Here is a 13217-nt window from a genome sequence, read left to right as displayed (position 1 = left end):
TCGGCCAGGAACTACTGCGTGTCCATTCTCAATGGCAGTGTGGCAGACGGGAAATCCTTGAGCGTGAAGGACAGAACGACGCCGTATTCGTTGTTGAGGCGGTTGTCACGAGCAGAGACACCCAAGGCGGCGACCCAGTGATTGAAGTCGCGGTGCACGGTGTATTGCTGGTATTCCAGAACCCCGTCATCCATTTCCCAAAGCTGCAGGGCACCTACACCCCAATCGTCGTTGAGGCGGACGAAGGTGCGTAGATCGAAGCGGTTGGAATCGATGAGGATGGGGTGATTATTGAGAAATTGGTTTCCGACGGAGACTTCCATGTTTTCGTTCGGCATGAAGCGGATCCGGGTGGAGACCTCGGAAAATCCGGAACCATCACTGACGACGGGAAACTGGGTTTCGAGGGTGAGACCGACCCACGGGAGGGGCGTCCAGTAGAGGTCGTTGTAGAGGTTTGAGAAGCTCCGATTGAAATCCGGGTCATCGAAATAGGCATCGATGTAGGTATCCATGTAGAGCCACTCATGGTTCTGACCGTCGCGCTTGGTGATGAGGTGATTGCGCATGCCGAGGCGCAAGATCGACCAGTCGCGAAGCGAGTCGACGGCGGTGAAACGGCTGGGGTCGAGCGTCCGGGGACGGGTCGAGAAGGTCTCGCGATCAATCCCCGGGAAAAGCGGATCAAGGTCGTCGGTATTCAGATAGGAGAACTGGCCGTAGGGTTGGAAGACATGGAGCAGACCATCGAGCCCCCACTTGCGGCTGCGGTGATCTCCGAAGTCCTTGGTGAACTTGAGCGAGGCTTCGGCACCTGCGTAAAAGTGGGTACGGCTGATCGAGTTGGCGGGGCCATCGACATTCCAGTAGCGACTGTAGCCGACGCCGAGTTCGGGAGTGACGTGAAGCCATCCGCCATAGGTTTTTTGAATCGAGAATTCCTGGTAGGTATTGAAGCGGGTGAACGAGGGGCCGAGAAGTTGCTCGGTGAGGGAAGGCAGCGCCGGGCTACCGGGGGGGATGGCCCGAATGGCAGCGACAAGTTGTCTTTCGTAGGGCGGAAGCTGGTTGAAGAGGACCGGCGCGAGCGGACTGCCGGGAGGGAGAGCGAGAAGCGCATTGATCGTGGAGGCCGAGCTCGTTCCGATTTGTTCGGCTGCGATGGTCAGCGAATTCAGACCCTCGTGAAGAATGGGCGAGCCGAAGATCGGACGGCGGGATTGGTCAAAGCTGATCTCCGGGAGGCGGGTATCGGAGCGATAGAAGTCGTTCGGCCTGACCCGGAGCATGATCCCGAAGAGTGAGTCTTCAGCCTGACGGTAGAGCCCGATCGTGTTGTCAGGATTCGGATCGATCTGGAACATTTCCTGATCGAAATCCTCGAGATAGTAGGCATCGCTGAGCGCGGTCAGGTTGAAATCCGCCCGCCACTTGTCACCTCCTTCGAAGGGAAGTGGCGTCTGATATTGGAGCGCGGCTTTCCAACGGTTGTTGCTCAGCGGCGGCCGCGGCAGGCCGGTGCGGCTGATGGTTGGATCAAGATCGTAGGCGTAGTAGAGTGAGAGACCGGTTAGATTGGGGTTATCTTCCAGACGGCGGTCGATGAGGTCGACACCGGCGGCTGCACCGCGGCGACTGCGCAGATCGAAATTCCAGCGAGACAGCAACCAGGCTTCATCGCCTGTGACCGAATCACCGTCGCCAAGCAAGATGCCGTAGCTGTTGAGCAAATAGGCACCCCAAGCACTGCGAGCCCCCGGAATGAAATGGTATCCCAGATCACCATCGAGGGGCTGGGAGAAGTAGGGGAGCCAGAAAATCGGGGTGTCACCGGCATAGACCTTCATGTTTTTGAAGGTGACCTTGTCGTCAGGGTAAACGGTGGTTTCGTCCGCCCGGACCCAGAAGCCCGGATCCTCGACATCGTGAGTGGTGACGCCTGCGTCCCGCCCGACAAAGATCTGTTTTCCGTCGCGCTCCTCGATCGTGAACTGCCCGGCTTCGAGGAGGATGGGATCGACTCCGGTGCGCAAGCCGGAGGCGTCGATTTTCTGATCCTTCATCAGGTAGACCACGCTTTCACCGCGCTGGAGTGTCTGACCTTGATAAATGGAGACGTCTCCTGTGAGCGTTACGGTCTGTGCCTTGTCATCGAGAACTCCCTTGTCGGCAAAAATCTCGATGCCGGTCTCGGTGCGGAGTTTGACGTTTCCTCGGACGAGTATTTTGTTGGAAGAGCCATCGAAACTTCCGCGATCGGCGGTCAGCGTCATGCCGGTGTCAGCCGTGGCACGGATCGGTCCCTTGGAGACGAGAGTTTTGGTTGCTGCGGTGTATTCGGCGCCGCCGTCCATCTCCAATTTCACCGATTCCGGCTCGGCGGGAGTCAGGTCCTCGGCCGCGAGCATGTCGATATCGGTCGGGAGCGGCACCGGTTTGACCGGTGCGATCGGTTGAGGCTCCTGATCGGGGATGTCACCGGCTTGTTGGGCGACAATGGGGAGGGTTGTGGAAAGCAGGAAGGTAACAAGCCTCATCGGGCGGCATCTCATGCGCTGGAGGAGGGCAAGTAAAGGTGGAAAGCGATTGCGTGATGCCGAGACCGACAGATGATGGCGGAGGATGAGCGGGAATAAGGGAAAGATGGGAATTGTGGGAGCCTCAGGCTTCATTGGAGGAGAACTGGTCCGGCAGGCGGCTGCGGCAGGCTGGGACCTCGTTGGCTTCAGCCGGAGCCAGCGTGAGCCGGGCGGAGAGGTCGATGAGTGGCGGCTGTGGACGGATGAGCCGGACCTGTCCGGGCTTGACGTGATGGTGAACTTGGCGGGTGAGGGGATCGACAAACGTTGGACCGACGAGAATAAAAAGCGTTTCCGCGAGAGTCGGGTGGGAGTGGTCGAGACCATCGTCGCTGCGATGCGGGCAGCGGAGACGCGGCCGAAGGTGTTTTTGAACGGCACGGCGGTCGGCATTTATGGCGATCGTGGAGATGAAATTCTCGAAGAGCAGGCAAGGGCCGGAAATGGCTATCTGGCAGAACTCTGTGAAGACTGGGAAAAGGCCGCCGATCCGGCGCAGGAGCTTGGAATCAGAGTGATCAACTGGCGGACGGGTGTGGTGCTAGGCCGGGGCGGGGCAGCCTGGAGTCAGTTGCGGAAAGTCTTCGCTCTGGGTGCCGGCGGGCGTCTTGGCGGCGGGCAGCAGTGGATGCCCTGGATTCACGTCGAGGATCTGGTGGGGGGCATGCTGTGGATGATCGATGCCGATCATCACGGGGCGGTGAATGCGACATCACCCAATCCCGAGCGGAACGCGGATTTCACCCGCAAGCTGGCCAAGGCGATGGGGCGGCCGGCGTTCATGCATGCACCGGCTTGGGCACTGAAGATCGGCTTGGGTGGTTTTGCCGACGCCTTGCTGTCGAGTCAGCGGGCCGTGCCGGCAGCGTTGCTTGAGAAAGGATTCTCGTTTCGTTTCCCGACACTCGAAGAGGCACTGGAAGACCTCGTGGACTGAACGCCGTTTGAGCCTCCTTCCCATGGATCGCGATGAATTGGCGTCTGGATGCCACGATTCCGCTTGCCGGTCGATGGGGGGATTGCATGCTTTCGCCTCGTATCAATGGCTGTCCCACAAAATAGAATCGCGCTGGTATTCGACTACGACCAGACGCTGAGTCCGCGCTACATGCAGGACGACGTTGTCTTTCCTGAATTTGGAATCGATCCGGAGCAATTCTGGAAGAAGTGCAATACGCTGGTAAAAGACGAACAATGGGATGGGGAAATGGCCTACCTGAAGTGTCTGCTCGACTACCTTGAGATGGATCAGGTGACCAACAAGCGCCTGGAGGAACTCGGCGCGGGTTTGAGCTTTTTTCCCGGCGTGCCGGAAATTTTCGATGAACTTCACAAGGGGATTCTGACTCCCGATCACGAGGCAGCAGGTATCTCGGTGGAATACTACATCATTTCATCCGGACTGAAGGCCTTGCTCGATGGCTCGCGCTTGAGGAACAAGGTGAAGGCGATCTTCGGCTGTGAGTTCGGTGAGAATGCTTCGGGGCACATCTCGTTTCCCAAGCGGGCGATCTCCCACACCACCAAGACCCAGTTTCTTTTCCGGATCAACAAGGGCATGCTCGAATACTCGCAGGATGTGAATGACCACATGCCGCCGGAGCTTCGGCCTGTGCCATTCAACAACATGATCTACGTCGGTGACGGGCCGACCGATGTGCCCTGCTTCACGGTGATCACGAGAAACGGCGGCCATGGTATTGCCGTTTACAATCCGGAGGACAAGACGGGTCGTAGTTTTGGAAAGTGCTTCCAGCTTTGTGCGCATGCCAACCGGGTGAAGCACATCGCACCGGCGGACTATCGGGAAGGGAGTCATCTCTGGCTTCTGCTCAGTGCGATGGTGCGTGAGACGGCAGACAGGATCCTGCGCAAGCGTGAGGAAGAGCGTGATAGTGGAACCGTGGCAGCACCGACCTTTTGATCGATGTCTGAAAAGAAGCACTTCCACTTTGTCGGCATCTGCGGCACGGCCATGGGATCGGTCGCGGTTGCGATGAAACGAAAAGGATTCGTTGTCACCGGATCAGACGCCAATGTTTACCCGCCGATGTCGGATTTCCTGCGTGGCGAAGGGATTGAACTGACGGAAGGATACCGTGCGGAGAACATTCCTGCCGGAGCGGATGCGATCGTGATCGGCAATGCGATCAGTCGCGGAAACGAGGAGGCGGAGGCGACGCTCGACCGTCGTCTGCTCTACGTTTCGCTGCCGGAGGTGATGAAGGAGCACTTCCTGCGTGGGCGAAGGAACTTCGTGGTGAGTGGAACCCATGGGAAAACGACGACTTCGTCGATTCTCGCCTGGTTGTTCCTCTCCGCCGGTCGGAATCCCGGATGGATGATTGGTGGTATTCCGAAGAACCTCGGGCGCGGCGCGAATTTCCCGGATTCGGAGTTCAATGTGCTCGAGGGCGATGAATACGACACCGCCTTTTTCGACAAGCGTTCGAAGTTCCTGCACTACCTCCCTGAAGTGGCAGTGGTGAACAATATCGAGTTCGATCATGCCGATATCTACGATCATCTCGACGAGATCAAGCTGACCTTCAAGCGCTTGTTGAATGTCGTTCCGAGGAACGGCAGGGCGGTGATCAATGGTGATGATCAGAACTGTCTCGATATCATCGCCAAGGCACCATGTCCGATCACCAGGGTGGGCCTGGGCGAAGCCAATGACCTGAAGATCACCGACATTATTTACGACAAAGACCGTAGTTCATTCAAGCTGGATGGCGTTGCGTATTCCATCCGCATGCCTGGAGAGTTCAACGTTCGTAACGCGGCGATGGCCGTGGTTGCAGGAGGTCTTGGGGGATTGACTGAGGATGAGATGCGCGAGGGGCTTGAGAGTTTTGATGGCATTGCACGCCGGCAGGAAGTGCGAGGCGAGGTGCGTGGTGTGAAAGTGGTCGACGACTTCGCCCATCATCCAACGGCAATCCGCCAGTCGATCGAGGCCATCCGGCAACAGCATCCCGATGGAAAGCTGTGGGTGATCTTCGAGCCGCGATCAAACACCACCAAACGGAAGATTTTTCAAGCTGAACTGGCCGATTGCCTGGCCGGGGCGGATGTGGCAATCATTCCCGACCTCTCGGAACCTGAGAAGATCCCCTTGGAGGACCGACTGGATCCAGCGCTGGTGGCCGCAGCTGTCGAAGGGGGGCGGGGACGTCATATCGCAACCGTCGACGAGATTGTTTCCGTCGTAAGCTCTGAAGTCGCGAGCGGCGACATCATCGCCGTGCTGAGCAATGGGGGATTTGGTGGGATTCACCAAAAGCTTTTGGATCGTCTGGCTTAAAGCGTGAATGCCTGAATCCTGAGTGCGTGTGGGATCCCATAGTTTTCGCCGGAGGACTACGGTCCATTCGAGTCTTTCAATCGGAAAAACCGAGTTGGGAACGTATCATCGGCGAGACGGAAACGAAGTTGGCGTTTTGAGCCTCCAAGCTCGATGGCTTCGAGAAACTCCAAGGGCTCGAAAGACCAGTAGGAAAGATCGCTGCTGGTTGAGGGTAGAAGAGTGAGGTCATTCGGATCAGTCGCAAGAGTGAAACTGTAAACCCTCTCATTGTCGCCTAATCCCATTGCGGTGAGATCCTCAAACGAGAGGGTTGGCGTCGGACGTGAAGCGGGATCGAGCCCAAGCGTCCCCGAACCGTATTCGATGCCATTGGAAACGCCATCGCCGTCGCCGTCATGGTTCGGGTCAGCAAGCCGAGGATCCCCACCAGCCCAATCGGCATAGGTGGTGCCAGAACGGACTCCTTGTCTGTTGAGGTCGGCACGCAGGGCGCTGATCACTGCGGGATTGCTTCCTGAAACATCCGCGACCTCGTAGCGGAAAGAGGACAGGTCGTAGAGATCAAAGCCTCCGCTGGCGCTGATGAGGCGCCAGTTCTGGGTGCGAATGCTGGTGAGGGAGCCGTAGCGCGAGTAGGCGTGGTTCTTTCCTGGTGCGAAGGGGTTGCGGAGCATCGGGACCAGCGATGATCCGGCAGCCGAAGCGGGAGGAATCAGGCTACAGAGTTCGGCGATGGTGGGATAGATATCGATGGTCTCGACGACTCCCTCAGCCTGAATTCCAGCAAAGGCCTTGGGTCGAAGGCCTGTAGGCGGACGGATGATGAGCGGAGCTTCAACCGAGCGCTCAAGGACCTTGTGTTTGCCGATCAGTCCGTAGTCATCGAGGCACCAGCCATGGTCTCCCCAGAGCACGACCACGGTATTGTCGGCAAGCCCGAGAACATCGAGCTCATCAAGGACCTTTCCAATCTGAGCGTCGACGTATGAAACGCAGGCAAAGTAGGCGTGCCTGAGCTGGTCTCGGTCGTTACGGTCAGTGTAGGCGTTAATCTCGCTGGAATCTGTGGTTGTGGCTGAAATGGCCCCCATCGGCTTCGTGAGGGGGCTTGGGTCGGGCAAAGTGACAGGGTCATATAGATCGAAGTAGGCCTTTGGGGCGTTGAATGGCAGATGGGGCTTGAAGAATCCGACAGCCAGGCAAAAACGGGTTTCTTCATCCGCGAACTCGCGCAGCTTCTCAATTGCAGCCTCCGCCATCTGGCCGTCTGGGTAGGCATCGTCTGCCAGGCTCTGTCCGGTGGCGTCGACCCCGCTCTCCCACGCGGGAGTCACGTTTCTTATCCTGCCTCCACCATCGGCATAGGCGAAAAGCGGATATCGCTGGGCTCCCCATTTTCCATGATCGTAAAGGATCTCGTTCCACGAGTGTCGCATGTCCGGCACGGTGGCAAAACTACGGCCGCTATCGTAATTCGATGGAAAATTCCATCGGAAGCCATCGGGCTCGTGCGTGATTTTTCCGAGTGAGACGGTGTGCCAGCCATTGCGCCGCAGCAGATCAATCCAGCTTTCTGGTTGAGCTGGTAGGTTGATGGGCATCTGATTGAAGGCATTGTTGTCGTCCGTTGAGGCGGTTGGGCGCAGCCCGCTCATCAGGGCGTAGCGCGAGGCGCCGCAGGTAGGGACAGCCACGTAGTGATTGCGAAAGACGCGACCTTGGCCGGCGAGCGAGTCGATGTTCGGGGTAATCATGTGGCTCTCACCGTAGCAAGCGAGATCCGGGCGAAGATCGTCGACGGCGATGAAGAGGACATTCGGTGGTTGCGTGGCGACTGCGACGCTTGCGCCAATCAGCAGCAAGAGAAATCTCATGGATTGGATTGGAAGAGCTCGAAGCCGTTTAGAAGAAGAAAGCTCTCACTTCCGTTTGTTTGGGTCGCGCGCAGCTCGATCACAAATGGCGAGGCGAGTCCATCGTAGCTAAAGGTGAAGTCGAGGGTTGGAATCTGATTGTCGCTGATGAAGGTGGTGTTGAGTCCTGCGGAGCCGAGGGCGGTCGGCCGGACTGTCCCCTTCACTATTTCGCCAACGCTCGCCTCGATGATGTTTGCCGTGGTGTTAGAGGCTCCCTGCGCGAAGCCGAGAGCCGTGCCGGTGATCGTATCTAAGTGATACGAGCGGAAATGATAGTTTCCGGAAGGAAGGCCGGTGATCTCCAGATTGATCGCGCCATCCCGGGTGGCAATGAAGTCGGAGACAAGGAAGGAACGCGAGGTGTCACCTCCAGGGATGGCCCGCGAACTATCACCGTTGGCGCCGCGGAACTCGAAATTGCTGCCGTTCGGTTGGGAAACGGTCATCTGCTGTGCGCCAACATTCCTCGTGTAGGCCGGACTATTTTCCCCTTGGATGCCAGACCCTGAAACGATTCGGAAACAAGACTGGCTGGGTGCACCTAAGTTATCGCTGCGGTTGAAGTCGATGCCGAGAAGTCGAGCGCCGAGACTGGCAGTGGCTGTTACAGATTCATAGCCGACGCCATCGAACCAGGTCCGTGTATCGGAGTCCCCACCTGTGAGATTATCAATGAACACCCTGACATTCGAGCCTTCTGAAACGGTGGTCTGACCGAGCTTGACGCCGTACAACTCGCGCGGTGATTCAGCAGTCATGACCGGTGGATTGGCAAAATCTAGACCGCCTGCTCTGACTGGAGCAGCCGTGTCGCCGGGACCATCGTGACTGAAGATGGTGAGGGCACCGGAGGTCAGTCCTGCGGAGAGAGTCCAGGTATTGGGATCCGGTCCGTCCCAGAAGAAGGCCCAGATATCGTAGGTTCCATCAGTGAGGCCCCTGATCTCGGTGGTTAGTTCGGGCATCGAGGAGCCTGAGTGCCGCGCCTGGAAAATGCTTCCGCCATTTCCAGAGGGTCGCTTTTTCCACTGATCCTGATCGGCATCGGGTCCCGTTTCTGAACTGAGCCACGATGTATTGGCTTGTGAGCCCGACGTGGCAAAGGTGTTCCCCGTCTCACCTTCAACGGCATCAACATAAGTGATGCTCCCATGGACCGAGGTGATGAATAGTGCGAGGGCAAGCAGAGCTTGGCAGTTTCTGATCATTGCTTGCTCTCGGCGCGGATAAAGTCTGTTGGGTCTCCGGTCAAAGTCACCCTGACCTTGGCGTCACCGTTGCTATCGGTTGTGACGAAGGCTTCGGTGGTAGGGTCAACAAGGCCGGGATCGGCGGGATTTCCCTGACTCAAGCCCAACACAAGAGTGCCTGGGGTGAAGTCAAGCGACGAGGACGAACGGAATTCGTATTCCGAATCCGCTTCCCCCTTGAGCGAGAGCTCCCAGAGATTTCCACCCACCGAAGTGAACGATGTGATCGCCAGCTGAGAATCCTGCATTATTTCTGAAAGGCGTGAGTAGCCGACACCATCATACCAGACTCTCCTTGAGCTGCCGAAGCCGAAGAGTAGCATGTCGACTCGGACGTTGATAGGGGAGCCGCCTGACACTGCGATGCGACCAAGATTGACTCCGAATAGATTTCGCAGACCGTCCTCAGCAGGCAGCACATTATTGGTGAAAACAAGGTCTGCGGCATTGGTGACGCCCGCCGTTGTGGCATTGGGGACCTCAGGTTCTCCCGGAGAGCTGTAGGTACCAAGGGAGCCAGATTCAAGGCCTGCAGAGATTACCCAGTTCTGAGTGTCGTTGTCCACTTGGTCCCAGTAGAAGGCCCACACTTCGTACGTGCCGTCCGTGAGGCCGGTAATTTCAGTCGTAAGCTCCGGGATCCCTGAAGGACTGCCACTGGGAAGGGCTTGGAAAAGCGAGGAGTTGTTGCCGGGGCTCCGCTTGTTCCAAAGAAAGTTGTCAGTGTCGGGGCTATCCGGCCCAACCCAAGTGATATCGTCCAAGGTGCTTCCGGTGGCATAAGTGTTGCCATCGATGCCTTCCACGGCGTCGATGTAGGTGATTGGGGCCACCGGTTCAAAACCGACCCCGTCATACCAGGTTCGATTGTTTTCTCCATCTCCGATGAGATTGTCGACGTAGACGGTAACGGTAGAGTTTCCACCCGAGAGCTTGACCCGTCCTAAATTAACTCCGAACATCCGTCTCTCATTTTCCGAACCAGCGCCATCAATCACGGCGACATCAGTGGTGAAAGCGAGCGCTCCGGCATCGCTGACACTCAAGGGGGTGGCACCAGTGATCTGCGGTTGGCCGGGTGAACTGAAGGAAATCAGTGTTTCAGAGGACGCGAATCCAGTCGAAATAACCCAGTTCTGAGATGCGCTCGCAACCTGATCCCAGTAGAATACCCAGATGTTGTAGGTACCGTCCGCAAGCCCTGTGATTTCTGTCGCCAGTTCTGGTAGCTCATCTCCGTTACCAAGGACATACCTGCCTTGAAAAATGGTGCTCGAATTTCCTCCAACGCTGGTTCGTTTCGTCCACTGGTCCTCGACGGGATCCGGATTGTCCAAACCGCTTTCCCATGAGGTGTCCGCCAAAGGTCTGCCAACGGCGTAAGTGTTGCCGTCAGCGCCTTCGATGGCGTCAACATAAGTAATGTCAGCCCGCGCAGAATATCCTGCCAAGAAGGATATGGCGAGCAGAAGAGTCGGACTCGGTCTTTTGGTATTCATGGTGTTATTGCAATTGGAGTACCTCGGTGATGGGTGGCGCCGCCGACGACAAAGGAGGGCCAGGCATCAGGGAGGCGAAAGGGAAACACGTAGGCGGACAAAAAGGTTTACGGGAATAGTCTCACCACTTACCGAAGCCGTGACCGTGGTGATACTCGCCGTTGGCGTGTTGGTCTCTGCAGAGAAGTTGACGGTGGTCCCCATGTCATTGGACAAACCATCGCCGTGGAAGTCGCCTAGTGTGGTAGACCACTCGTAAAGTGCCGAAACATCTTCCGCAGAATTTGGGCTCTGGGGATGAGTAAAGATGAAACTGCTTCCCCCTGCCGATGTCGCCCTTGGAATGAGTTCCGCCTGGTTGGCAACACTGGGATTGGAGCCGAAGAAATTCTCCACTCCATTCTTAATTCCATCAGCATCCGCATCATCATCAAATTCGTCCATGCCTCCGGTATTAAATCCCGAAATCCAGTTGCTGAAGCTGTTCACCCTGGCGTAGCCGACGCCATCGAACCATGATCGAGTGGTTGAACTGTTACCATTCAGAAGCATCCCCACGCGAACATCGACGGCACTGCCTCCAATGACGGTGACTCGACCGAGATTGATTCCAAAAAGTTCGCGGACGCCGCCTCCTGCATTGGTTGCAGGTGCAGGTGAAGCGAAATTCAAGGTCCCTGCTTGGAAGACACCGTCGGTGGTGGCTCCGTTTACGGCAGGCTCTCCCGGCGAACTGTAGGTCATCAGGGCTCCTGAGCCGATTTTAGCTGAGAGAACCCAGTTCTGATCGTCGTTCACGACTTGGTCCCAGTAAAAAGCGTAGATGTCGTAGATGCCGTCGGCTAGCCCGGTCATCCGGACTGTGAGTTCGGGGATCGAAGTCGCGGGTCCATTGGGCATCGCTTGGAAAAGAGTATCGTTGGTGCCTTCAACCGTTGTCCGCTTGCTCCAGCGGTTGTTGTCGGTACCGCTTTGATCCACGACTCTCCAACTTAAATCGGACGGACTGGAACCGGTCTTAAACGTATTGCCACCCGAGCCTTCCACCGCATCGACATAGGTGATTTCACCAGTTGTCGTGACGGGTGGCTCGAAGGGTGGAGCGGGAGGCGGGGGAAGCGCTCGGCCGCTGGTTATCGCGATATTGGAAAAACTGGCTTGAGTCGCGTTCAAGTTGCCGTTCATGAGGAAGGCAACGCTGTCAAAATGGTATTGGCTGACTGTCTTGTTGAGGAGGTTCTGCGACGAGCGGTAGAAATCACCGTCGTCAAATTCGACTGCGACGTCGAGATTGTTGCCGTTGCGGGCGATCATCAGGGAGAACTCGACTGGAGTACTGGCCGCCACTGTAAAATCCGCCGCCGGGACGGGTCCCAGAGTCGTGGATGAAGAAGTTTCGAAGGGGTTGATGGATCCGGAGCCGTCCCCCTTGGCGATGAGGGTAGCGCTCGTGGTGGGTATGCTCGACCAGATGCCGGCAAATCCAGCGCCGACACCAGGGGTGACGGGAGCATCGCTGGAAAAGAGTCCGAGGCTGAAACTTCCGCTACTTAGTGCTGCGTTGAAGCTTACCGAGCCAGTGAGCCGCAGGAATTCGCCATCGGCCAGGCTGACTGAATCGAAGTTGGCGGCGATGCTGTCGGCATCCGCATCGCTCATAGCAGGCGAAGCAGTATTTGCGCTACTGCCAGTGAATCCGGCGTTTCCAAAAATGGTGACCCATCCGTTTACCGGAACCGGGTCTTCATGCGGATCGGAAAGGTAGCCAAGCGAAACGAGAAACTCGTCCGTTTTGAAGACGGTATCCTGATAGCCGTAAAATGGTCCGCTGCTGTCGCCAATGACGTCGAAATTGAAGAAGCTGTGCGGCTGGCCATCATAGAGGTGGAGGTCGCAGCGCACCCCTTCTGCCTCCATGGCGGTTTGGTATGCCTTGCCCGTTGCAACGGGTATGAGGCTATCGTTGGTGCCAAGGAAGAACACGGTGGGGGGTGCACTGGCCGTGATGTTTTCCAAAGGCGAGATGTCTTCCCAATAGGACTGGACGGTGCTGTAGCCATAGCCGCCGGGGCCATTATCGATGACCGGGTTGAAGAGAACGAGCGCGTTCGGCCGGGAGCTGATGGCGAGGTTTTCGCCTTGTTCCTCGTAGGCTGTCAGTGTCCCTGCTGCGGCAGCGATGTGACCACCTGCCGAGCCGCCTCCAGCAGCGATTCGGTTCGGGTCGATGCCGAGTTCAGAGGCGTGTTCGCGAATGTATCGGACCGCCGACTTCCCGTCCTTGACGCATTCTTCAGGCGTGGTGCCGTGAGTGTTTCTGATCCGATATTCCGCTGAGATCGCGACCATGCCACGCGAGGCTAGATACTCGCAATGGGGATGAAAATGGCTCGAAGAACCACTCACCCAGCCACCGCCAAAGAAGAAAACGATGGCAGGTCGGCTGTCAGAGGACTGATGCCCATCGGGCGTAAAGACATCAAGATTCAGGCTGACGGCACCACCGCTACTGTTGACAGTCTGCTTGAAGGCGATGATTTGATCCGGGGTATAGCCTGGGACATCGTAGCCGAGTGCGACTGGCAGCGACAGGGACCAACCGAAGATCGAGAGAATCGTTTTGAGTCCTGAATGCATAAGAAAAATCGGATGCCGTTTTGCAT

General features: G+C 57.1%; 8 protein-coding genes. 3 read left to right on the top strand and 5 right to left on the bottom strand.

The window, feature by feature from the left end:
* Positions 1 to 11: 11 nt before the first annotated feature.
* The gene (locus WBG04_RS09855) at positions 12 to 2537 is read right to left on the bottom strand and encodes an LPS-assembly protein LptD (RefSeq protein WP_424314244.1); all 2526 of its coding nucleotides are present in this window, start codon (positions 2535 to 2537) and stop codon (positions 12 to 14) included.
* An 85-nt stretch (positions 2538 to 2622) separates the two neighbouring features.
* On the opposite strand from WBG04_RS09855, the gene WBG04_RS09850 reads away from it, so the two are divergent.
* The 3 genes from WBG04_RS09850 to mpl all read left to right on the top strand — a co-directional run bounded on the left by WBG04_RS09850 (position 2623) and on the right by mpl (position 5886).
* Complete coding sequence (locus tag WBG04_RS09850; RefSeq protein WP_424314243.1) at positions 2623 to 3516, top strand: TIGR01777 family oxidoreductase; 894 nt, start codon at positions 2623 to 2625, stop codon at positions 3514 to 3516.
* Between the two features lie 105 nt (positions 3517 to 3621).
* A complete protein-coding gene (locus WBG04_RS09845; protein ID WP_424314242.1) occupies positions 3622 to 4503 on the top strand; it encodes a haloacid dehalogenase-like hydrolase in 882 nt (293 codons plus the stop codon).
* 3 nt (positions 4504 to 4506) lie between these two features.
* Positions 4507 to 5886 (top strand): UDP-N-acetylmuramate:L-alanyl-gamma-D-glutamyl-meso-diaminopimelate ligase, encoded by a 1380-nt coding sequence (gene mpl / locus WBG04_RS09840; protein WP_424314241.1) that lies wholly within the window; start codon positions 4507 to 4509, stop codon positions 5884 to 5886.
* A gap of 56 nt (positions 5887 to 5942) precedes the next feature.
* Here mpl and WBG04_RS09835 read toward each other — a convergent pair whose 3' ends face one another.
* The 4 genes from WBG04_RS09835 to WBG04_RS09820 form a co-directional block, all read right to left on the bottom strand.
* Positions 5943 to 7763, bottom strand: a complete 1821-nt coding sequence (locus WBG04_RS09835; protein WP_424314240.1) for a sulfatase — start codon at positions 7761 to 7763, stop codon at positions 5943 to 5945.
* On the bottom strand, positions 7760 to 9013 hold the full coding sequence (locus WBG04_RS09830; RefSeq protein ID WP_424314239.1) for a hypothetical protein: 1254 nt from the start codon (positions 9011 to 9013) through the stop codon (positions 7760 to 7762). Before WBG04_RS09830 ends, WBG04_RS09835 begins: the two co-directional genes overlap by 4 nt.
* The gene (locus WBG04_RS09825; RefSeq protein ID WP_424314238.1) at positions 9010 to 10554 is read right to left on the bottom strand and encodes a hypothetical protein; all 1545 of its coding nucleotides are present in this window, start codon (positions 10552 to 10554) and stop codon (positions 9010 to 9012) included. The genes WBG04_RS09830 and WBG04_RS09825 overlap by 4 nt, the downstream gene beginning before the upstream one ends.
* A 66-nt stretch (positions 10555 to 10620) precedes the next feature.
* Positions 10621 to 13191 carry an alpha/beta hydrolase gene (locus tag WBG04_RS09820; protein ID WP_424314237.1) on the bottom strand — a complete coding sequence of 857 codons (2571 nt, stop codon included), beginning with the start codon at positions 13189 to 13191 and terminating at the stop codon, positions 10621 to 10623.
* Positions 13192 to 13217: the final 26 nt, after the last annotated feature.

Origin of the sequence: Haloferula sp. (genome assembly GCF_049672945.1) — a bacterium.
In the GTDB taxonomy this organism is placed as follows: Bacteria; Verrucomicrobiota; Verrucomicrobiia; order Verrucomicrobiales; family Akkermansiaceae; genus Haloferula.
Note: the sequence above shows the minus strand (reverse complement) of the source record. Positions and strands in the feature narration are given on the sequence as shown.